21 protein-coding genes are annotated in these 21996 nt (G+C 63.6%); 10 read left to right on the top strand and 11 right to left on the bottom strand.

Translation table 11 applies throughout. The annotated features are described in order from the left end of the window. Nucleotides 1-135: 135 nt before the first annotated feature. A complete protein-coding gene (locus JWQ24_RS17650; protein ID WP_299810726.1) occupies nt 136-1416 on the bottom strand; it encodes an acyl-CoA dehydrogenase family protein in 1281 nt (426 codons plus the stop codon). Beyond that, on the bottom strand, nt 1413-2240 hold the full coding sequence (locus tag JWQ24_RS17645; RefSeq protein WP_299810723.1) for an alpha/beta hydrolase: 828 nt from the start codon (nt 2238-2240) through the stop codon (nt 1413-1415). Before JWQ24_RS17645 ends, JWQ24_RS17650 begins: the two co-directional genes overlap by 4 nt. Before the next feature lie 213 nt (nt 2241-2453). Here JWQ24_RS17645 and JWQ24_RS17640 point away from each other — a divergent pair, with 213 nt between their 5' ends. Next, nucleotides 2454-3632, top strand: coding sequence for an acyl-CoA dehydrogenase family protein (locus JWQ24_RS17640; protein WP_299810720.1), 1179 nt, complete (start codon nt 2454-2456; stop codon nt 3630-3632). A gap of 106 nt (nt 3633-3738) precedes the next feature. Here JWQ24_RS17640 and JWQ24_RS17635 read toward each other — a convergent pair whose 3' ends face one another. Continuing rightward, on the bottom strand, nt 3739-4188 hold the full coding sequence (locus JWQ24_RS17635) for a cupin domain-containing protein (RefSeq protein ID WP_299810718.1): 450 nt from the start codon (nt 4186-4188) through the stop codon (nt 3739-3741). A 127-nt stretch (nt 4189-4315) separates the two neighbouring features. On the opposite strand from JWQ24_RS17635, the gene JWQ24_RS17630 reads away from it, so the two are divergent. The 4 genes from JWQ24_RS17630 to JWQ24_RS17615 all read left to right on the top strand — a co-directional run bounded on the left by JWQ24_RS17630 (nt 4316) and on the right by JWQ24_RS17615 (nt 9945). Continuing rightward, nucleotides 4316-5074 (top strand): SDR family oxidoreductase, encoded by a 759-nt coding sequence (locus JWQ24_RS17630; RefSeq protein ID WP_299810716.1) that lies wholly within the window; start codon nt 4316-4318, stop codon nt 5072-5074. 46 nt (nt 5075-5120) lie between these two features. Continuing rightward, nucleotides 5121-5957 carry an enoyl-CoA hydratase family protein gene (locus JWQ24_RS17625; RefSeq protein WP_299810714.1) on the top strand — a complete coding sequence of 279 codons (837 nt, stop codon included), beginning with the start codon at nt 5121-5123 and terminating at the stop codon, nt 5955-5957. A 263-nt stretch (nt 5958-6220) separates the two neighbouring features. Beyond that, nucleotides 6221-8572 (top strand): bifunctional salicylyl-CoA 5-hydroxylase/oxidoreductase, encoded by a 2352-nt coding sequence (locus JWQ24_RS17620; RefSeq protein WP_299810712.1) that lies wholly within the window; start codon nt 6221-6223, stop codon nt 8570-8572. A 122-nt stretch (nt 8573-8694) separates the two neighbouring features. Continuing rightward, on the top strand, nt 8695-9945 hold the full coding sequence (locus JWQ24_RS17615; RefSeq protein WP_299810710.1) for a flavin-dependent oxidoreductase: 1251 nt from the start codon (nt 8695-8697) through the stop codon (nt 9943-9945). A 196-nt stretch (nt 9946-10141) separates the two neighbouring features. On the opposite strand, the gene JWQ24_RS17610 is transcribed toward JWQ24_RS17615, so the two are convergent. The 6 genes from JWQ24_RS17610 to JWQ24_RS17585 form a co-directional block, all read right to left on the bottom strand. Further along, the gene (locus JWQ24_RS17610; protein ID WP_299810708.1) at nt 10142-10597 is read right to left on the bottom strand and encodes a cupin domain-containing protein; all 456 of its coding nucleotides are present in this window, start codon (nt 10595-10597) and stop codon (nt 10142-10144) included. 43 nt (nt 10598-10640) lie between these two features. Further along, on the bottom strand, nt 10641-11339 hold the full coding sequence (locus JWQ24_RS17605; protein WP_299810706.1) for an ABC transporter ATP-binding protein: 699 nt from the start codon (nt 11337-11339) through the stop codon (nt 10641-10643). Then, on the bottom strand, nt 11339-12091 hold the full coding sequence (locus JWQ24_RS17600; RefSeq protein WP_299810704.1) for an ABC transporter ATP-binding protein: 753 nt from the start codon (nt 12089-12091) through the stop codon (nt 11339-11341). The genes JWQ24_RS17605 and JWQ24_RS17600 overlap by 1 nt, the downstream gene beginning before the upstream one ends. Beyond that, nucleotides 12088-13071 (bottom strand): branched-chain amino acid ABC transporter permease, encoded by a 984-nt coding sequence (locus JWQ24_RS17595; protein WP_299810701.1) that lies wholly within the window; start codon nt 13069-13071, stop codon nt 12088-12090. Before JWQ24_RS17595 ends, JWQ24_RS17600 begins: the two co-directional genes overlap by 4 nt. Before the next feature lie 12 nt (nt 13072-13083). Further along, entirely contained in the window at nt 13084-14004 is a 921-nt protein-coding gene (locus JWQ24_RS17590; RefSeq protein WP_299810698.1) for a branched-chain amino acid ABC transporter permease, read from the bottom strand. A gap of 201 nt (nt 14005-14205) precedes the next feature. Continuing rightward, nucleotides 14206-15378 (bottom strand): ABC transporter substrate-binding protein, encoded by a 1173-nt coding sequence (locus tag JWQ24_RS17585; protein ID WP_299810695.1) that lies wholly within the window; start codon nt 15376-15378, stop codon nt 14206-14208. A 325-nt stretch (nt 15379-15703) separates the two neighbouring features. On the opposite strand from JWQ24_RS17585, the gene JWQ24_RS17580 reads away from it, so the two are divergent. The 4 genes from JWQ24_RS17580 (at nt 15704) to JWQ24_RS17565 (ending at nt 19342) form a co-directional block, all read left to right on the top strand. Further along, nucleotides 15704-16222 carry a MarR family transcriptional regulator gene (locus JWQ24_RS17580; RefSeq protein WP_299810693.1) on the top strand — a complete coding sequence of 173 codons (519 nt, stop codon included), beginning with the start codon at nt 15704-15706 and terminating at the stop codon, nt 16220-16222. After that, entirely contained in the window at nt 16219-17034 is an 816-nt protein-coding gene (locus JWQ24_RS17575; RefSeq protein ID WP_299810691.1) for an alpha/beta hydrolase, read from the top strand. Before JWQ24_RS17580 ends, JWQ24_RS17575 begins: the two co-directional genes overlap by 4 nt. A gap of 150 nt (nt 17035-17184) precedes the next feature. After that, nucleotides 17185-18849, top strand: coding sequence for an AMP-binding protein (locus JWQ24_RS17570; protein ID WP_299810689.1), 1665 nt, complete (start codon nt 17185-17187; stop codon nt 18847-18849). Between the two features lie 58 nt (nt 18850-18907). Further along, nucleotides 18908-19342, top strand: a complete 435-nt coding sequence (locus JWQ24_RS17565; RefSeq protein WP_299810732.1) for a RidA family protein — start codon at nt 18908-18910, stop codon at nt 19340-19342. A gap of 183 nt (nt 19343-19525) precedes the next feature. Here JWQ24_RS17565 and JWQ24_RS17560 read toward each other — a convergent pair whose 3' ends face one another. Together JWQ24_RS17560 and JWQ24_RS17555 are read right to left on the bottom strand one after the other, a co-directional pair. Continuing rightward, nucleotides 19526-19768, bottom strand: a complete 243-nt coding sequence (locus tag JWQ24_RS17560) for a pentapeptide MXKDX repeat protein (RefSeq protein WP_299810686.1) — start codon at nt 19766-19768, stop codon at nt 19526-19528. A 139-nt stretch (nt 19769-19907) separates the two neighbouring features. Then, nucleotides 19908-20708, bottom strand: a complete 801-nt coding sequence (locus JWQ24_RS17555) for a helix-turn-helix transcriptional regulator (RefSeq protein ID WP_299810683.1) — start codon at nt 20706-20708, stop codon at nt 19908-19910. Nucleotides 20709-20770: 62 nt separating this feature from the next. Between JWQ24_RS17555 and JWQ24_RS17550 the strand changes: the two genes are divergently transcribed. Then, complete coding sequence (locus JWQ24_RS17550; protein ID WP_299810680.1) at nt 20771-21943, top strand: MFS transporter; 1173 nt, start codon at nt 20771-20773, stop codon at nt 21941-21943. Nucleotides 21944-21996 lie beyond the last annotated feature (53 nt).

The following is a 21996-nucleotide window of genomic DNA, read 5'->3' as shown; positions in this document are numbered from 1 at the left end:
GATGAGATCGGAGAGGTCCATAACGGTGCCGGGCTCAATTCGCGACGCCTGGGAGCGTCGACGCCACGCACCTGCGGCGCGTCACGGCGGTGCGCCTTGCGCGCGCACCGGCGACGGACACTTCCCGGGCCATCATCACTCGTCAGTTTCGCCCGGCTCATACAAGGTCTCGCGCCCGAGCCGGTCGAGGCAGATTTCGGCCGTCCACGGCAGCATGAGCGAGCCGCAGCGGCTGTCGCGGTAGATGCGCTCGAGCGGCAGGCTCTTCAGCATGGCCTGGCCGCCGCAGGTGCGGATCGCCAGCGTCGCGATCTCATTGGCGCCTTCCATCGCGGAGTATTGCGCGGCGTAGGCGCGCAGCACCTGCTCCTTGCTGGGATTGGGGCCGGCTTCGGTGACCGCCTGAAACCAGATCGCCTTGATCTGCTCCAGTTTTATTTGCATCTGCGCCACCGCGATCTGCTTGGTCGGATACATCCGGCGCTTGACCGGCGGCATGCCCGGCACTTCGCCGCGCAGATATCTGATGGTGAAATCATAGGCCGCCTGCGCCAGACCGACATAGGTCGGCGACAGCGTCAGGAACATGTGCGGCCAGCGCATTGCCGCCTGGAAATACACGCCGCGCGGCATCAGCGCCGCGTCAAACGGCACGAAGACATCCTTGAACAGCAGCGTGCGCGAAACCGTGCCGCGCATGCCCAAGGGATCCCAGTCGCCAACCACCGCGACGCCCGGCGCGTCGGCGGGGACTGCGAGATACAGCGTGTTGCGGCGGGAGGCTTTCTCGCCTTCGGCCACCTCGGTGCACAGCACGCCGTAATAGTTGGCGTGGCCGGCCAGCGATGCAAAGATCTTCTTGCCGTTGACCAGCCAGCCGCCCTCGACCGGCTTCGCCTCGGTGCCGAACGCGACGCCGCCCGCGGCCGCCGCGCCGCCTTCGGAGAATGGCTGCGAATAGATCGCGCCGTCCTCAATGATGCGCTTGTAGTGGATGGCGCGGCGGCGCTCCTGATCGGCGCGGGTGGGCTCGTCCATCTCGAGGTCGTCGGCCAGCGGGCCGGACCACAGCGTTGAGCAGACATGCATGTTCCAGGTCAGCGCGGTGGCGCCGCAATAGCGACCGATCTCGGCGGCGGTCATCGCGTAGGTCTGGTAGCCCGCGCCGAGCCCGCCGTGAACTTTCGGGATCGCAATGCCGAGCAGGCCGGCTTGATGCAGATCCTTGTAGTTCTCCGCCGGGAAGGTCGCTTCCCTGTCCCAGACCGGCGCACGGCCGGCGAACACGGTCTGCCCGAGCGTGCGCGCCCGGGTCATGATCTCCGCCTGTTCGTCAGTCAGGCCGTAGGCCTTGGCGTCGAAGATCGGTTTGTCGAGTACGATGGCGTCGAGGTCGAGTTTGGCCGGCATGGTCATGAGGAGGTTCCCGAAACTTCATGACTGGTGGACAGGAAGTTGCCCAGCACTTCGTTGAATTCGTTGGGCCGTTCCATGTTGACGAGATGGCCGACGCCTTCGAGTTCGACATAGGTCGAGCCCTTTACGAAGGTCGCCATCTTCGCCATCGTCTTGGCCGGTGCATTGTTATCCCTGGAGCCCGACAGCAGCAGCGTCGGCACCGCGATGTCGGCGAGGTTCTTGCGAAGGTCGAAGCCGATCATCGATTTCATCGAGGCGCGATAGGTCTCCGGTTTCACCGAAGCCATGCAATCGCGCGCCAAAGCTACGCCGGCTTCACTGGGTTCATCACCGAGCAGGTCCTGCACCAGCTTCGGCGCCATCGACGCCATGGTCTCGCCGCGGTCAAGCGGGCCGAGCCGGGCCTCGATGAAATTCTTCTGCCACTCGCCGTCGGAACTGCCGAATGCCGAACTGGTCTGCGCCAGCACTGCGGCGCCGGCGAGATCGGGATAGGACAGCAGAAACTGCTGCACGATCATGCCGCCGATCGAATGGCCGACCAGCACCGGCTTGACGGCGCCGAGCTGCGCCAGGAAATCCTTCAATGCGGTGGCGAGGCTGGAGATGCTGACTTCGGGCAGGGGCTGCGAGCCGCCATAGCCCGGCATGTCCCAGGCGACGGCATGATAGCGGTCGCCGAATGCGTCGAGCTGGTTGCGCCAGCCGCGCGCGGCGCCGCCGATGCCGTGCAGGAAGACCAGCGGCGTGGCCGCGGGGTCACCCGCCGACTCGTAGCCGAAGCGGCCGTCTGTGGTGGTCTTGGCTGCGGAGTGAGTCACGGCGCATCTCCCTGTGGACTGGATTGCCATCGATCCTAGCAGGGTAAAATTATATGAAAAGCGATAGTTTTAGACTTAAAGGGCCCCCGGGTGCCTAGCGGACAGGCAGGTTAAGCGCACAATACGCGAGCGTGCCGACCTGCGGCCATGGCTCTTGTCCGAAATCTCTTTAGGTTTAAAACAATCCCGTCGCCTGAACGCAGGAAAGCAAACATGTCCGATCAATCGTTTCTGTCGTGGCCGTTTTTCGAGGACCATCACCGCAAGCTGTCCGCGGAGCTTTCGCAATGGGCGGCGGCCAATGTGCCGGCCCTGATCGACCATCACGACACCGACGGATCGTGCAAGCGACTGGTGCGGGCGTTGGGCGATGCCGGCTGGCTGCGCGTGGCGGTGCCCGCCAGCCACGGCGGACTGTACCCCACCTTCGACGTGCGCGCGCTGTGTCTGGTGCGCGAGACGTTGGCCTATGTCAGCGGCCTCGCCGACTTTGCCTTTGCGATGCAGGGATTGGGCACCGGGCCGATCAGCCTGTTCGGCACCGATGAGTTGAAAGCGCGCTATTTGCTACGCGTGGCCAAGGGCGAGTCGATTGCGGCCTTTGCGCTGTCGGAGCCCGATGCCGGCTCCGACGTGGCGGCGATGACCACGTCGGCCGTGCCGGATGGTCCGGATCACGTGCGCATCAACGGCCTCAAGACCTGGATTTCCAACGGCGGCATTGCCGATCATTACGTGGTGTTCGTGCGCACTGGCGAGGCCGGCGCCCGCGGCATCAGCGCCTTCGTTGTCGATGCCGATACGCCGGGCCTGACGATCTCCGAGCGCATCGACGTGATCGCGCCGCATCCGCTGGCGACGCTGAAATTCGAGGATTGTCGCGTGCCGCTCGCCAACCGCATCGGGCGGGACGGTGAGGGCTTCAAGGTGGCGATGGCGACGCTCGACGTGTTTCGCTCGACGGTCGGCGCCGCAGCGCTCGGGCTTGGCCGGCGCGCACTCGACGAAGCGATCCATCGCTCGGCCACGCGAAAAATGTTCGGTCATACGCTAGGCGACCTGCAGCTCACTCAAGCGGGCCTCGCCGACATGGCGACCGACATCGATGCCTCCGCGCTGCTGGTGTATCGCTCGGCCTGGACCAAGGATCAGGGCGCGCCGCGCATCACCCGCGAAGCCGCGATGGCCAAGATGTTCGCCACCGAGGCCGCGCAAAAGGTGATCGACCGCGCCGTGCAGATTTTTGGCGGCATGGGCGTGCAATCCGGCGTCAAGGTCGAGGAGCTGTACCGCGAAATTCGCGCGCTGCGGATCTACGAGGGCGCGACGGAAGTCCAGAAGGTCATCATCGGCCGCGAACTGATCAAGGCCGCGCAGGCGGCTATCTCGTAAGAGCTAATTGTAACTCGTCATGGCCGGGCTTGTCCCGGCCATGACGATGTCGCGCGCTGGCGTGGATGCCCGGCATGACGGCCTCTGGTGCCGGGCTTCAGGCTCGCTATTCATTCGCTTCCGGCGGCAGGAAGTTGACTTCGTGTTCGGCTGACACCTTCACGATAGCTTCGATGTCGGTCATGTTGTCCAACTGCTTGAACAGCGCTTCCAGCTTCGCCGCCGGCGACACCCAGAACAGCGCCCGTGCCGGTTTGTCGGACTTGTTGAAGTAACCATGCGGAATGCCGCGCGGCAGCCGGACGAGGTCGCCGGCATGGGCCTTGACCCAGACGCCGTCGAGCTTGAGGTCGAGGGTGCCTTCCTGCACCAGGATGAACTCTTCCTGCGTCGGGTGCACGTGCACCGGGACGAACTGGCCGGGATCGCTGTTGGTCTCGAAGGCGAAGGTGGAGTCGGTCACAGCCTTCGGGAAATACACTTGGCCAAGGATATTCCATGTCGTGCCGGCATATCCCGTGCCGTTGGCCGTGATGCCTTTTTCGAGCGCCGTCATCCATCAGTCTCCCTGTTGAAGGTTGAAGGCTACCTGCGGTGCATGCGCTGTCAAGCAAGGCTTTGTTGCAAAAGCTTGAAGTCTAAAATATATCCAAAGCCTGTTCGGCGTTGATGGAGACTGCGGAATGTCCACTTTGTCAGGCTTCCATGCGCTGGTCACCGGCGGCGGACGTGGCATCGGCCGCGCCATCGCGGCGTCGCTGGTGCAGGCCGGCGCGACGGTGACGATCATGGGCCGCAAGCTGGATACGCTGAATGAAGTGATCGTTGCCGGCGATGCGCATCACGCCATCGCCGCCGACGTCTCCGATCAGGCAGCCCTGACAGAAGCCATTGCGGAAGCCGCAAAGCGCGCCCCGATCGATATCCTGGTCGCCAATGCCGGGGCTGCGGAATCCGCGCCGTTCGGCCGCTCCGATGCGGCGCTGTTTCAGCGTATGATGGACGTCAATTTCCTGGGCGTGGTGTATGCCGCGCAGGCGGTGCTGCCCGGCATGGTTGCGCGCAAGCGCGGCCGCATTGTCGCGATTGCCTCCACAGCGGGTCTCAAGGGCTACGGCTACGTGACCGCCTATGCCGCTGCCAAGCACGCCGTGATCGGACTGGTGCGCTCGCTGGCGCTGGAAGTGGCGACCAAGGGCGTTACCGTGAATGCGGTCTGCCCGGGCTTTACCGAGACCGATCTTCTGGAAGGCAGCATTGACAATATCATGGGCAAGACCGGCCGCACGCGCGAGCAGGCCGTTGCAGAACTGGCGAAGCACAATCCGCAAGGCCGTCTGGTGACGCCGGCCGAAGTCGCTGATGCCGTTTTGTATCTGTGCGGGCCGGGCGCTAGCGCGATCACCGGGCAGAGCCTGGTGGTGGCCGGCGGCGAGATTTGATCCAGCGCATTCAAGACCAACGAACAACAGACTACAGGGAGCTCCCATGCAGAAGTTCGCCAACCCCGTCACGCTGCCGCTGATCGACTACAAACCGCAGCATTTCCTGCTGGCGGTGGTCGATGGTATCGCGACCGTGACGCTGAACCGGCCAGAGCGGAAGAACCCGCTGACCTTTCAGAGCTACCGCGAACTCACCGACTTCTTCCGCGCCTGCGCGATGGATGACGACGTGAAGACCATTGTCGTCACCGGCGCCGGCGGCAATTTTTCGTCGGGCGGTGACGTGTTCGAGATCATCGGGCCGCTGGTCGAGATGAACACCAAGGATCTCACCGCCTTCACGCGCATGACCGGCGATCTCGTCAAGGCGATGCGCGGCTGCCCGCAGCCGGTGATTGCAGCCGTCGAAGGCATCTGCGCCGGCGCCGGGGCGATCATGGCGATGGCCTCTGATCTTCGGATTGCCGCCACCGGCGCCAAGGTCGGCTTCCTGTTCAACAAGGTGGGCCTCGCCGGCTGCGACATGGGCGCTTGCGCGATCCTGCCGCGCATCATCGGCCAGTCGCGCGCCTCGGAGTTGCTCTATACGGGCCGCTTCATGACCGCCGAGGAGGGCGAGCGCTGGGGCTTCTTCAGCCGCGTCGTTGCACCCGATGAGGTGCTGGCGCAGGCGCAACTGCTCGCCAAACAGATTTCGGAAGGCCCGACCTTCGCCAACACCATGACCAAGCGGATGCTGGCGATGGAATGGGCGATGTCGGTGGATGAGGCGATCGAGGCCGAGGCGGTGGCGCAGGCGCTGTGCATGACCACCGAGGATTTCGCCCGCGCCTTCCACGCCTTCGCCAACAAGCAAAAGCCGGTGTTTCAGGGAAATTAAGGTAGGCTGATCGGCTTCGTTTCCCGGACGCGGTGCTGCATTCTTATGCCGCTCCGCAGATCCGGAATCCCGGTCTCTTCGCGCCTAACCGGGGCCCCGGATCAGCAGGGCACCAGCCCGCAAGGGCGGGCCCGTGCGCAGCATCCGGGGAACGAGCACCTGGCGGCCTGCGGAGGCGGCACCCATTGCCGCTCAAACGGGCTTGCACGGAAATGCTTTAAGGTTAAAATATATAGGTTGAAGCTCTACCTGCGGAGGCTTGCATGAAGATCGCGATCATCGGTGGCGGACCTGCGGGGCTGTATTCCGCGATCCTGTTGAAGAAGCAGCGGCCGCAGGCGGATATTACCGTCTATGAGCGCAACCGGCCGGATGATACCTTCGGCTTCGGCGTGGTGTTCTCCGATGCCACGCTCGATAATTTCGAGAAATACGATCTTCCGAGCTACCAGCGTATCACCCAGGAGTTCGCCTACTGGGATGACATCGCCGTGCATTTCCGCGGCACCGTGCACCGCGTCGGCGGCAACGGGTTCTGCGGCTGCTCGCGCCGTACGCTCCTGATGATCCTGCAGGACCGCGCCCGCGAACTCGGCTGCAAGATCTTTTTCGAGGTTGATATCACCGACGAAGCGCAGTTCGCCGATTGCGATCTGGTGGTGCTGGCGGATGGCATCAACAGCCACTTCCGCAACAAGTACATCGAGCACTTCGAACCCGAAGTCGACCTGCGCTCCAACAAGTTTACCTGGATGGGCTCGACCCGACCACTCGACGCCTTCACCTTCCTGTTCGAGGAAACCGAGTGGGGCCCGTTCATCGCCCATGCCTATCAATATGAGGCAGGACGTTCGACCTGGATTTTCGAAACCGATCCGGAGACCTTCAAGCGCGCCGGCCTGGAAGGGCTGAGCGAGCAGGAGTCGGCCGAACGCATGGAGCAGATCTTCGGCGGGTTCCTCGAGGGCCACAAGCTGCTGATCAATCGTTCGATGTGGCGCAACTTCCCAATGATCCGCAACAAGCGCTGGGTCCGCGACAACATGGTGCTGCTCGGCGACGCCAAGGCAACCGCGCATTTCTCGATCGGCTCCGGCACCAAGCTGGCGATGGAAGATGCCATCGCGCTGTACGAGTCGATGGGCCGCGCAGAGAACGTCCAGGCCGCCCTCGACGATTACGAGCACGGCCGCCGCGAGGAAACCGAGAAGATCCAGCATTCGGCAGATGTCTCGCTGGTGTGGTTCGAGCACGTCGACCGGTTCTGGGATTTCGATCCCGTGCAGTTCGCCTTCGGCGTGATGACGCGCTCCAAGGCGATCACCTACGACAATCTGACCTTGCGCGCGCCCGGGTTCGTCAAGGAAGTCGACAAGGCGTTTGCGGAATCCGTTCGCGCCAAGGGTTTTGACGTCGACGTGAAGAAGCCGGCGGCGCCGATGTTCCAGCCGATCAAGCTGCGCGACATGACGCTGGCCAACCGCGCCGTGGTGTCGCCGATGTGCATGTATTCGGCGACCGAAGGCGTGCCCGGCGATTTCCATCTGGTGCATTACGGCTCGCGCGCGATCGGCGGCGCTGGTCTGGTTTTCACCGAAATGGTCTGCGTCGGCCGCGATGCGCGCATCACGCCCGGTTGCGCCGGGTTGTGGACCGACGAGCAGCAGGCGTCATGGACACGGATCGTCGATTTCGTGCATGGCAATTCGGCCGCGAAGTTCTGCCTGCAGTTGGGGCATGCCGGTCGCAAGGGCGCGACGAAACTGATGTGGGACGGTATGGACCGCCCGCTGGCGGAAGGCGCGTGGGACGTGCTGTCGGCGTCGCCGATCCCGTACTACCCGGACAGCCAGGTGCCGCGCGAGATGGACCGCGCGGCGATGGATGCGGTGAAGGCGGAGTTTGTCGCGTCCACGCTGCGCGGCGATGCCTGCGGCTTCGACATGCTGGAGCTGCACTGCGCTCACGGCTACCTGCTGGCCAGCTTCATCTCGCCGCTGACCAACCAGCGCAGCGATGAGTATGGCGGCTCGCTGGAAAACCGGCTGCGCTTCCCGCTCGAAGTGTTCGAGGCGATGCGCGCCGCATGGCCATCGCACAAGCCGATGTCGGTGCGCATTTCCGCTACCGACTGGGCCGAGGGCGGCATCACCGGCGATGACGCTGTTTTGATCGCGCGCGCTTTTGCCGAGCACGGCGTCGATCTGGTCGATATCTCTACCGGCCAGACCGTTCGCGATGCGCAGCCGATCTACGGGCGCATGTTCCAGACGCCGTTCTCCGAGCAGGTCCGTAACGAGGGCCGCGTCGCCACCATGTGCGTGGGCAACATCACTTCCGCCGATCAGGTCAACACGATCCTGGCCGCCGGCCGCGCCGATCTGGTGGCGCTCGGCCGTCCGCATTTGATCGATCCCTCGTTCACCATCAAGGCGGCGGCCTGGTACGGCGCCAAGGATGCCTATTGCCCGCCGCAATACATGCCCGGCAAGGAGCAGATCTTCCGCAACAGCGTCCGCGACAAGCAGGATTTCGACGAGCTGAAAATTAAGGCTAAGCCGAAGACCCGCGCCGAGTTGCGCGCCGAAGCGGCCAAGCCGCTTGCAGCGGAATAGGACGGGTGGCACGTTAAATCGAAAGGTAGGCCGTTCCTGCTCCGCACCCCGCGAAGCTTAGTTGGGTGGGGAAAGGTGAAGAAGGCGCCGGCCGGCGTTATAGTAACTGTGGAGTAAAGCGGATGAAGGCGATCATCGTTGGCGGCGGGATTGGCGGGCTCACCACGGCCCTGATGCTGCGGGCGCGGGGCATTCACTGTGAGCTTTATGAGCAGGCGGACAGCATCCGCGAGCTTGGCGTCGGCATTAACACGCTGCCGCATGCAATTCGCGAACTCGCCGGTCTTGGCCTGCTCGATGCGCTTGACGCGATCGCGATACGTACCGACGAACTGCACTATCTCAACCGTCACGGCCAGGAAGTCTGGCGCGAAACCCGCGGCTTCGGCGCGGGCCATGACGTGCCGCAATTCTCCATCCATCGCGGCCGCCTGCAGAGCGTGATCCACAGCGCGGTCGAAAAGCGCCTCGGTGCTGATGCGATCCACACCGGCCGCCGGCTTGGCGCTTTCACGCAGGACGAAGGCGGCGTCACCGCGCATTTCTTCGACCGTTCCGGCGCCCATGTCGAAACCGCGCGCGGCGATATTCTGATTGGCGCCGACGGAATTCATTCCAAGGTGCGCGACACGCTGTTCCCGAACGAAGGTCCGCCGGTCTGGAACGGGCTGATGCTGTGGCGCGGCGCACGCGACTGGCCGGCCTTCCTGACCGGCAATTCGATGATCGTCGCCGGCGGCCTGCATGCCAAGGTGGTGGTGTATCCGATCGCGGAGGGCATGACCGCAGGCAACCGCCTGACCAACTGGGCGGTGCTGGTGAAGGTCGGCGATGGCGGCACGCTTCCGCCGCGCCGCGAAGACTGGTCGCGCGTCGGCAAGCGCGAAGAACTGATGCCGCATGTAGCGCGCTTCAACGTCCCGCATATCGACGTGCCCGCTTTGATCACCGCGACGCCGGAATTCTGGGAATATCCCTGCTGCGACCGCGATCCGTTGCCGTTCTGGTCGAGCGGACGCGTCACGCTACTCGGCGACGCCGCGCATCCGATGTATCCGGTCGGCTCCAACGGCGCCTCACAAGCCATTCTGGATGCCCGCGCGCTGGCGGATTCGCTGGCGCATGCCGAGCATCCGCGCCAGGCGCTGATGGCCTATGAGCGCAAGCGTTTGCCGATGACCGCCGAGATCGTCCGCGCCAATCGCCGTGGCGGCCCGGAAGGCGTCATCGACGCCGTCGAGCAGATCGCACCGGACGGCTTCGACAATGTCGAGCACGTGCTGACCTACGCGCAGCGCGAAGCGATCGTGAAGGGCTATGCCGGCAAGGCTGGCTTTGCCGCGTTGCCGGGACTATCGGTGGTGGGCGGGTAGAGCGAAGCTCTTTTCTTACTTCCCCTCTCCCCTTGTGGGAGAGGGTGGATCGAACCGCGGAGCGGTTCGAGACGGGTGAGGGGTAGTCCCAAACTCCGAGCCTTGCGACTACCCCTCATCCGCCTCCGCTTCGCGGAGGCACCTTCTCCCACCTAGCGAAGCTTCGCTTCGCGCGGGGGAGAAGGAAGGAAGCAGTTCACGCGCCGGGAGGCGGCGGCAGGAAGTGGATGTTGTGCTCCGCGGCCAGCGCCACGACGTCGGCCGGGTTCTGATCCTTCATGTTGTGGATGCCCCAGAACAGGTCATACAGCCGGCGCGTCGGCGATACCCAGAACAGCACTTTTGCCGCCTGATCCGACTTGTTGAAGATGCCGTGCGGGACGCCGCGCGGCAGGCGCACGAGGTCGCCCGGCGTGGCCTGCGCATCGGCGCCGCCCAGCATGAAGTCGAGCTTGCCCTCGAGGATGTAGAGATACTCTTCCTGGTCGGGATGGATGTGCGGCGGCACGAAGGTGCCGACCGGGAAGGTGGCGTGCCAGGAGAACGAATCTTCGGTGCAGGTCTTCGGCACGTAAATCTGGCCGAGGATGCTCCAGGTGATGCCCTGCATGCCCTCGTTGGCGCGCGTGATGCCGGCGGTTTCTGTTTTCACGATGTTTCCTTCCTTGGTTCTGACGCTTGGCGGCGCCTGATTATCAGACATGGAGAAAGCGATCCTTAACGGTAGGATCGTCCTTCAGCTCTGCCGAGGTGCCGGTCCACACCACGCGGCCCTTTTCGATGATGACGTGGCGGTCGGCGAAGGCGGCGAGGGCATCGACGTTCTTGTCGATCACCAGAATGGACTGGTGTTCGGCCTTGAGCATCTTCAGGCAATTCCAGATTTCCAGCCTGATCAGCGGCGCGAGACCTTCGGTGGCCTCGTCGAGGATCAGGAGCTTCGGATTGGTCATCAGCGCGCGGCCGATTGCCAGCATCTGCTGCTCGCCGCCGGACAGTTGCGTGCCGAGATTGCTGCGGCGTTCCTTCAGCCGCGGAAACAGCTCGTAGATATCCTTCAACGTCCACCTTGCCGGCGGGCGGCGCACCGCGGCTGTGGCCAGCAGGTTTTCTTCCACGGTCAGCGTCGGGAAGATATGTCGGCCTTCCGGAACCAGCCCGATGCCGGCCTGCGCGATGCGATACGACGGCAGGCCGGTCAGCCCCTGGTCGTCAAAGGTGACGCTGCCGCCGGTCGGGCGGATAAGGCCCATGATGGTATTGATCGTGGTCGTCTTGCCCATGCCGTTGCGGCCAAGCAGCGTGACGACTTCACCTGCGCCGATACTCAGCGAGATATCGAACAGCACTTTGGCGGCGCCATAGGCGGCCTGAAGGTTGGTGACATTCAGCATCAGAGCGCCTCCTCGCCGAGATAAGCGGCGCGCACGTCGGCATTGTCGCGGATGCTCTGCGGCGTGCCGGAAGCGATGATCCGGCCGTAGACCAGCACCGAGACACGGTCGGCCAGTGCGAACACCGCGTCCATGTCGTGTTCGATCAGCACGATCGGTAACTCGCGGCGCAGTTCCTGCAGCGTGTTGATGAGGCGTTGCGACTCGTCGTGGCTGGTGCCGGCCAGCGGCTCGTCGAGCAGCAGCAGCTTCGGTTTGGCGGCCAGCGCGATGGCGATTTCGAGCTGGCGCTTTTCGCCGTGCGACATTTGTCCGGCGGGAATGGTCGCGCGATGAGCGAGCCCGAACCGCGCGAGCAGCGCCATGGCAATGTCGTTCAGCCCGCGCTCGGTGGCGGCATTGCCGAGGAACGAAAAGCTGGAGCCGGAGCGCGCCTGTACGGCGAGGGCTACGTTCTCCAGCGCCGAGAAGCGCGGCAGGATCGAGGTGATCTGGAACGAGCGCACCAGGCCGAGCCTGGCGCGTTCCGGCATGCGCAGCCGGGTCACATCCTGGCCATCGAACACGATGCTGCCGGAGTCGGGTCGCGCAAGGCCGGAGATCTGGTGGATTAGCGTGGTCTTGCCGGCGCCGTTGGGGCCGATGATGGCGTGCAACTCGCCGGGCGCGATGGTCAGCGAGACGTCGTCGGTGACGCGAAGCGCGCCGTAGCTCTTGCGCAGGTTCTGCAATTGCAGCGGAGCGGTGTTCATGGCTTGCTCCCCAACAGGCCGCCGATGCCGCCGCGTGCAAACAGCACCACGAGGATCAGGATCGGGCCGAACAGCAGCGCCCAGTGTTCGGTGTAATGCGACAGGATGTCCGCGAGCAGGCTGAACGCCGCAGCGCCGATGATCGCGCCGTGCAGCGTGCCGAGGCCGCCGAGCACGATCGCGAAGATCAGGTCACCGGAGCGCTGCCAGCTGGTGAAGGCCGGGCTGACGAATTCGGTCTGGTTGGCGAGCAGGCAACCCGCCACGGCGGCGATCATGCCGGCGATGACATAGGCGGCGAGCTGGTAGCGATACGGCGTAAAGCCGATCGCCTCCATCCGCACCGGGTTCTCGCGGATGCCGCGCAGCACGCGGCCGAAGCGCGAGGCAACGATGCCGCGCAGCAGCAGGTAGGCGCCCAGCAGGAAGCCGAACACGACGTAATACAGCACGACGTCGTTCTTCAGGATCTTCGAGCCGAGCAAGGTGCTGCGCGACGCCAGCGTAAGCCCGTCGTCGCCGCCATAGGCGGCCAGCGACGTGCCGAGGAAATACAGCATCTGGCCGAAGGCCAGCGTGATCATGATGAAATAGACGCCCTTGGTGCGCAGCGAGATCGCGCCGGTCAGCAGCGCGAACACGAACGACACGGCCAGTGCTGCGCCGAGATGGACGAAGCCGTCGGTGATGCCGTGGCTGGACAGGATCGCGACGCTGTAGGCGCCGAGGCCTACGAAGGCGGCGTGGCCAAACGAGATCATCGCGCCATAACCGATCAGCAGGTCGAGCGACATGGCGGCGAGCCCGAGCACCATGATGCGGGTGACGATGGAGAGCACGAAGCTCTGCGCGCCCCACAGGCCGGCCAGCGGCACCAGCGCGAACAGCGCAAACAGAATCAGCGGCAGCAGGACAACGCGGCGCGCACGCGCGGGGGCGGTGATGGCAGGGGCAGTATCGAGGTCGACGGATTTGTTCACGGCGATATCCCGTTAGTGTTTCGACGGGAACAGGCCGGACGGCCGGAAGAACAGCACCGCGGCCATCAGGATGTAGATCAGCATCGGCGCAATGGCGCGGCCGGTCTGGCTGGCGGTCGAGGGATCGAACAGCAGCTTGAGCAGGGATGGTGCAAAGAAGCGACCGAGCGTATCGACCAGGCCGATCAGCAGGGCTGCGATGAACGCGCCGCGGATCGAGCCGATGCCGCCGATCACGATCACCACGAAAGCCAGGATCAGGACGTTGTCGCCCATGCCGGGCTCCACCGACAGGATCGGCGCCACCATCGCGCCGGCGAAGCCCGCCAGCATGGCGCCGACGCCGAATACGATGGTGAAGAGAAAGCGGATGTTGACGCCGAGCGCGGAGACCATCGCCGCATTGCTCGCGCCGGCGCGCACCAGCATGCCGAGCTTTGTCTTGTTGACGACGAGGTAGAGCGCGAGGCCCACGGCGAGGCCGACGGCGATGATGACGAGGCGATACACCGGATAAAGCATGCCATCGGCGATTTCGATGGTGCCGGACAGCGCATCAGGCATCGGCACGTTGAGCGGCGCGGCCCCCCAGACGAACTTGACGGCCTGATTGAGGAAGATGATGACGCCGAAGGTGGCCAGCACCTGGTCGAGATGGTCGCGGTCATACAGATGCCGGAAGATCAACACCTCCAGCAGCAGGCCGAACGCCAGCGCCGCCGGCAACGCCAGCGCGAGGCCATAGAGGAAGCTGCCGGTCATCGCGGCGAAGGCGGCAATGAAATAGGCGCCGACCATATACTGCACGCCATGCGCCAGATTGATGAAGTCCATCACGCCGAACACCAGCGTCAGGCCGGCGGCGATCAAAAACAGGATCAGCCCGAACTGCAGGCCGTTCAGGATCTGGACGAGGGCAAGGGTGAGGGTCATGCGGGGAATGCGATCTTTGCGCGGCCGGCGAAACATCCGCCGCGTCGTCCCCGCGAAAGCGGGGACCCATAAGCACTGTCGTCATTGAGAAGCATCGGCGCTGGCTCCGTCACAGGATTGGCACCTCGGCGCGTATGGGCCCCCGCTTCCGGGGGGACCCATGTTGATAGGCCATCGCTGGGCGATGGCGTGTTCGCCGACTTACTGCGGTGTGCAGCTGGCGGCGTAGCGGTCGGCGTAGTTGGTGAACACCTTCTGCGCGATTTCGGTCTGGAACTTGCCGTCGGCGCGCTTGGCGACCTTGGTCAGATAGAAGTCCTGGATCGGGTAGCCATTGGCGCTGAACTTGAAGTCGCCGCGCAGCGACTGGAAGTCGGCTTTTTTCATCGCCGCGCCGACCTTGGCCTTGTCGGACAGATCGCCCTTCACGGCAACGACGGCGCTGTTGATCAGCATCGCCGCGTCATAGGACTGGAAGGCGTAGGTTGCCGGCACGCTGTTGTAGGTCTTCTCATATTCCGCGACGAACTTCTTGTTCTGCGCGTTATCGAGGTTGGGTGCCCAGTTCGAGCCGCCGAACATGCCCAAAGCAGCATCCTGCTGCGCCGGCAGCGTCGATTCGTCGACGGTGAAGGTGGACAGGAACGGGATGCGGTCGAGCAGGCCGGCCTGCTTGTACTGCTTGACGAGGTTGACGCCCATGCCGCCCGGCATGAAGGTCAGCACAGCGTCGGGCTTCATCGCAGCGATCTTGGAGAGTTCGGCCTGGAAGTCCAGCGTGCCGAGCGGCAGATAGGATTCCTCGAGGACTTCGCCCTTGAAGTCCATCTTGACGCCGGCGACGAAGTCCTTGCCGGCCTGGTAGTTCGGCGTCATCAGATAGACCTTCTTGTAGCCGCGCTCCTGCGCGACCTTGCCGAGGATCTGGTGGATCTGGTCGTTCTGATACGACGTCACATAGAAGAACGGATTGCATTCCTTGCCAGCGAAGCTGGACGGACCGGCGTTCGGGCTGATCAGGAACGTCTTGTTCTCGGTCACCGGCTTGTGGATCGCGCCGAGGATGTTGGAGAAGATCGGGCCGACCACGAAGTCGACCTTGTCGCGCTCCAAAAGGCCCTTGACCTTGGTGACGGCGACGTCGGGCTTCAATTCATCATCGACGACGATGACTTCGACTTCCTTGCCGCCCATCTTGCCGCCGAGGTCCTTGACGGCGAGGTTGAAGCCGTCGCGGGCCTGCTGGCCGAGCACGGCGCCGGCGCCGGACAGCGACACGATCACGCCGATCTTGATTTTTTCCTGCGCGACGGCCGGCAAGGCCGCGACGCTCATCAGGGCGGCCAGGCCGGCCAATTTGATCTGCTGCTTCATGATCTCTCCTCTGGTCGGCCGCGCTTTGCGGCCGAAATCCCGCCAACCCGAATGGTTCCTGCCTCAGACTATTCTGAGAATGTCTGCCGCTGCAAGCAAGCGTATCGCGGGCTAACCGTGAAAACGGCTATGCAAACGGCAGGCCAATTTGTTTGAAGCCTAAAGAAATATCGGGAATCCGGCGCCCGGGAAGCTGCGGCGTTTTGACTTGCGGTGGCTCGGTTATTGCTTGAAGGTCAAAGCATCGGACGGTGCCCGGTGGTGCGCCGTAGGGATTTCCGGTGGCGTTGCTATCGCGGACGCCCAAGCCAGGTAAGATTGCATCATGATTCTCGATTCCGAGACCAAGGCTGTCGAACTTCCCGATGATCACGGCGACGAGTTGCGGCTGTGGCTGCGGCTGCTCACCTGCACCACGTTGATCGAGGGTGAGGTTCGCGGCCGGTTGCGCGAGCGCTTCGACGTCACTCTGCCACGCTTCGACCTGATGGCGCAGCTCGACAAGGTGCCAGACGGCATGACGCTGTCGGATGTCTCCAAGCGCATGATGGTATCGAACGGTAATGTCACCGGGCTGGTCGAGCGGCTGGTCGAATCCGGTCATGTCGATCGCCGCACCTCGGACACCGACCGCCGCGTCCAGGTGATCCGGTTGACCAAGCTCGGCCGCGCCGATTTCCGCAAGATGGCGGAAGAGCATGAGACCTGGATTGCCGAGATTTTCACCGATCTGGCGCCGAAGGACGTGCGCGAATTGATGCGGCTGCTCGCCAAGACCAAGGCGTCGGCGCAAAAGGCCGCGCAAAAGCTTGCGCCGAAGTCAGCTAACGGCAAGGCGACGTGAGCGTGATCGATCTTGAGGTTGAGTACAATAATCGCGCGCGCGTGCCTGAAAATCCGACGCTGATCGCCGGCTGGGCGCGGGACGCCAAAGGCTATCGCGAGGCCTGCCCGGGCTGGCGCGTCATTCCCTACGGCGTGGGTGCGCGCCACACGATCGATTTTTTTCCGGCGGGCAATGACGGTCCGATCGTGGTCTTCATCCACGGCGGTTACTGGCAGGCGCTGGACTCCTCGTTCTTCAGTCATCTCGCCGCCGGCCTCAATGCGCACGGCGTCAGCGTCGCGCTGCCGTCTTATGATCTGTGCCCGAACGTTTCGGTCGGCGACATCATCGAGCAGATGCGTTCCGCGGTGCGCGAACTCGCGAAAATCGGGCGACGACTGGTGATCTCCGGCCATTCCGCCGGCGGACATCTTGCAGCCTGCATGCTGGCGACCGAATGGCGCGCGCTCGATGCGGCGTTGCCGTCAGATCTGGTGGTCGCGGTGTACTCGATCTCCGGCCTGTTCGATCTCGGGCCGCTGGTGCCGACCTCGGTCAACGCGCCGCTGCATCTGAACGACCAGAGCGCCCGCGATGTCAGTCCCTTGTTCTGGCCGATGCCGTCGCATGGCAGTCTCGATGCCGTGGTCGGCGGTAATGAGAGTTCGGAGTATTTCCGGCAGAGCCAGGCCATCGTCGATGCCTGGGGCGCTGCCATCCCGACGCGCTATGAGGCGATTTCCGGCGCCAACCATTTTACCGTCATTGCAGGGATGGCCGATCCGCAGTCGGCGATGACGCTGCGTTTGAAGCAACTGGCGCAGCGTTAGGCGGCGTTTGCCTAAACTTCCCGCGGGCGTTCCGGCCGGAAATCGAAAAAAACCGTCGACCGGCCGATCCGGGCAGTTGCGCCAATATGTTTTAAGTCTAAAATGATATCGGACGCGCTACCGGGCGTAATATCGTGACAGGAGCAAGCAATGGCCCTCGCCGAGGCTCACCTCACACAGGCTTACACTGCTCAATCTTATACGGCCCATGTTGATACGTTCGCGCGGGACAACATGCCGCCGCCGGAGCAGTTGCCGGAGTTTCTGTTTACCCGGCCGGAGTTTCAGTATCCGCCGCGCGTGAATTGCGTGACGCCGTTTCTCGACCGCTGGGTCGAGGAAGGCCATGGCGACGCGCCCTGCATGTTCGGTCTCACCGACAGCTACACCTATCGCGAATTGCAGGCGCTGGTGAACCGGATCTGCAACGTGCTGGTAGGCTCGCTCGGTCTCGTGACCGGCGGCCGCGTGATGCTGCGCTCTGCCAATAACCCGATGATGGTCGCGACCTATCTGGCGGTGATCAAGGCCGGCGGCGTCTGCGTCGCGACGATGCCGCTGCTGCGCGCCAAGGAACTGACCTATCCGATACAGAAGGCGAAGATCGCGCTGGCTTTGTGCGACGGCAAGCTTTCCGACGAGATGGAAAAGGCGAAGCTGGCTGCGCCCGAATTGCAGCGCGTCGTCTATTGGGACGTGGAAGGCCCGAACTCGCTGGAGGCGATGATCGCCGACGCCAGCCCGGAATTCACCGCGGTTGATACCGCTTCCGACGACATCTGCCTGATTGCCTTCACCTCGGGCACCACGGGCGATCCGAAGGGGACGATGCATTTCCACCGAGACATGCTCGCGGTGTGCGACGGCTTCGCCCACAACGTGCTGCGCGCCTCGAAGGAAGACCGCTTCATCGGCTCGGCGCCGCTGGCCTTCACCTTCGGATTCGGCGGCGTGCTGTTTCCGCTGCACATCGGCGCGTCGTTCGTGGTGATGGAGAAGGCCGGCCCGGAAGAACTGCCTGTCGCGATCGAGAAGTTCAAGGTCACGGTGTGCTTTACCGCGCCGACCTCGTACCGCGCGATGCTCGCCAGGCTCGGCAGCCATGACATCTCCTCGCTGCGCAAATGCGTGTCGGCCGGCGAGACGCTGCCGAAGGGCACCTATGACGCCTGGCTCAAGGCCACCGGCATCAAGCTGATGGACGGTATCGGCGGTACCGAGTTGTTGCACATCTTCATCTGCGCCACCGAGGAAGAAATCCGGCCTGGCTCGACCGGAAAGCCGGTGCCGGGCTACATCGCCAAGATCATCGACGAAGAGGGCAATGACGCCGCGCCGGGCACGATGGGCCGGCTCGCGGTAAAGGGTCCCACCGGCTGCAAGTACCTCGCCGATCCGCGCCAGCTGAAATTCGTGCAAGACGGATGGAACCTGACCGGCGACACCTTCATCATGGATGAGGACGGCTACTTCTGGTACAAGTCGCGCTCCGACGACATGATCGTTTCTGCCGGTTACAATATCGCAGGTCCTGACGTCGAAGCCGCGCTGATGACACATCCCGCGGTGGCCGATTGCGGTGTGGTCGGCTCGCCCGACGAAGCGCGCGGCATGCTGGTGAAGGCCTATATCGTGCTGGCGCCGGGCTTCATCGGCGACGACACGCTGACATTGGAGTTGCAGAACCACGTCAAGCGCGAGATCGCGCCGTACAAATATCCGCGCGCGATTGAATTCGTCACGCAACTGCCGAAGACCGAAACCGGCAAGCTGAAGCGTTTCGCGCTGCGCCAGGTGGCGATGGCAGCGGAATGATATTGATCGACTTTTGCCTGAAGGAGAATTGCCGGTGACTGCCCCCAAGGGCCCCACGCTGACCGTGGTGCCGAATGCCAAGACCGATGCCGATCCGTCCGCCCCGCGCGTGCTGCAGCCGTCAGGCTGGCCGGTGCCGAAGGGCTACGCCAACGGCATGACCGCCGATGGCCGCATCGTCGTTACCGGCGGCGTGATCGGCTGGGATACCGTGGGCCATCTGCCGGCGGATTTCACCGCGCAGGTCAAGCAGGCGCTGGAGAACATCGCAGCCATCCTCGCCGACGGCGGTGCGAAGCCCGAGCACCTGGTGCGGCTGACCTGGTACGTCGTCGACATGGAAGAATATCTGGGGAACCTGAAGGCGCTCGGCCGGATCTACCGCGATGTTTTCGGACCGCATTATCCGGCGATGGCGCTGGTGCAGGTGGTCCGGCTGGTCGAACTCGCCGCGCGCGTCGAGATCGAAGCTACCGCGGTGGTGCCGCGATAGGCCGTCGTTGCCGCATGCGTTGTTGAAACAGCATCAGGCGGCCGTCCGTACCGCGCAGAAGCCGCCGGGATCATTGTCACGATTGATGCTTTTCCAAAGCCACTGAAGCTTCGCAAGGCCCGTTCATTCCCATGAACGCGCCTTGCGGGCGTGGCTGCAGGTGATGGTCAGTCGGTGAAGCCGTTACTTCTTCATCCCGTCCTTGGCCGTGCCGTCTTTCTTCATGCCGTCCTTGTCCATCATGCCATCCTTCTTCATGCTGTCCTTGCTCATGCTGTCCTTGCTCATGGCGTCCTTGCTCATGGAGTCTTTGGCCATGCCGTCCTTGCCCATCTTGTCCTGTGCATAAGCGGGCGATCCCGCCGCGAGGCCCAGCACAAGCATGGCGGCCGACAGCGAGGTGGCAATTCGTGAAGTCGTAGTCATGGGCTCATTCCCTCTGGATGGGTTGGACGATCGACGTCGTCCATAGGCATACGGAGCGGAAAGCGGCGGCGTTACGCCGGCTCCAACATTTGGTTGGAATATTTCGATCCTCGCCGCGCCGCCGCCCGGACGCGCCGCGTCACGTCTTGTTGGCGAATTCCGTCGGACTCTTGCCGGTTACCTGACGGAACGCGTGCGAGAACGCGGAGAAGCTGGCGTAGCCGAGATCGGCGGCGAGCTGTTTTACCGGCAAATCCCGTTCCATCGACAGCCGTGCGATAGCGCCGGCGATGCGGGCACGCTGGCACCAGCTCCTGAAGCTCAATTGCGTTTCCGCGAGGAACAGCCGTGACAGCGTCCGCGCCGAGGTGCCGACCGAGCGCGCTAGCGTCTCGATTTCGTACGAACCCGTGGGATCGGCCAGCACGATATCGGCGGCGCGGCGGCAGCGCGGCTCGTGTGGCAACGGAATGAACGTTGTGGGGTCTTCCGCTTCGTGCAGTTCGAGCATCGCCAGCCTGATCAGCAACTCGTTGCGGACGGCGTCGTTGCGGCCGTCGAACAAAGCAAGGATGGCCTGGTGCAGTAGTTGCGATACCCGGACGACGAATTCGGCGTCGAGATTGGCGTGATGCGCGTCCCGCTTCATCCAGCCGACGTCGAAATACAACGCACGCATCTCGATATCGGCCAGCACATCGATCGCGTGCGGAAGTCTGGCCGGCATCCAGACGGCGCGATCCGGCGGCACCAGCCAGCGCCCCTTCGGGGTGGTGACCTGCATGGTGCCTTCGGTGGCGAAGATAAGTTGCGATTCGCGATGGGTATGCGGCTCCAGCCGCATGCCCTTCGGGTAACGGGTCGCCAGAATGTGGACGCCGCCGCCGGCTGAACGCCGGCGATCGGATAGCGGACGAATTGGCGCTTTGGCGATAATCATTGGCGACATCCCGACAGGGTAACTTCCTATAACGGATATCAACGTCCACAGGAATCGCTTTCATGAACGTCCCCGCCCGGGTCATCACCCTCGTCAACGTCGCGCATTTCATCGACCACTACGCGATGCTTATTTTTGCCGCGGCCATCATTGTGATGGGGCCGACGATGAACATGACTTATTCCGAACTGCTGCCCTATGCGACGCCGGGATTCGTTGCTTTCGGCGCGGGCTCGCTGATCACCGGCTGGCTCGGCGATCGCTGGAGCCGGCGCCACATGATGGTGATCTATTTCTTCGGCATTGGCGTCTCGATGATCGCCGTGGGCCTGGTGCAGACGCCGTTGCAACTCGGCGCGGCCTTGTTCTCGATCGGTGCTTTTGCGTCGATCTATCACCCGGTCGGCACCGCGATGATCGTCTCTTATGCCGACAAGATCGGCCGCGAGATGGGCATCAACGGCGTGTTCGGCAATTTCGGCGTGGCGTCTTCGGCGCTGGTCACGGGTGTGGTCGGGCAATTCTTCGGCTGGCGCTACGCCTTCATCCTGCCGGGTCTGGCGACGCTGGCAGCGGGCGTGGTGTTCATGCGCGGCGTCGCGCATGAGGATCGTTCCGGCTTCAAGCAGGCGGCAGCGCAGTCGCGCGTCGCAAAGTCCGATATGTGGCGGGTGATCCTGGCGCTGCTGATCACGGTGATCGCGATCTCCACCACCTTCAATGCGATCACGGTGGCGCTGCCGAAGCTGTTTGCCGAGCGCCTGTCAGACCTGACGCACAGCCCGGCGCTGCTCGGCGTCATCGCAGCCGGCGTCTATGTGTTCGGCGCGCTGACGCAGTACAATATCGGCGGGCTGATCGACCGCTATTCGCTGAAGGCAGTATGCGTGCCGCTGTCCTTCGTGCTGGCGCCGTTCCTGTATTTCGCAGCCACCCTCTCGAACGTCTCGCTGATCGTGGTCGCGATCGGCATCATCATCGGGCTGTTCGGCCAGATCACCGTCAATGAGGCGATGGTCGGTAAATACACCAGCGAGGAATGGCGCTCGCGGGCTTATGCGGTTCGCTATTTCGTCGGCTTCACTGCGGCGGGCGCCTCGGTCGGGCTGGTGTCCTGGCTGTATGAGAAGGGCGGCTTCATGATGATGCTGCACACCTTCTCGGCGCTATGCGTGCTGGTGATCCTCGCAGCCCTGATCCTGCCGCCGGAACTGCCGGGCGCCAAGGCCACCTGATCCGCGGCCGGACGACGTCCAGTTCTGACGGGGCACGAAAAGACCGGCCCGAG

This window comes from Tardiphaga sp. (genome assembly GCF_028290495.1).
GTDB lineage: Bacteria > Pseudomonadota > Alphaproteobacteria > Rhizobiales > Xanthobacteraceae > Tardiphaga.
Note: the sequence above shows the minus strand (reverse complement) of the source record. Positions and strands in the feature narration are given on the sequence as shown.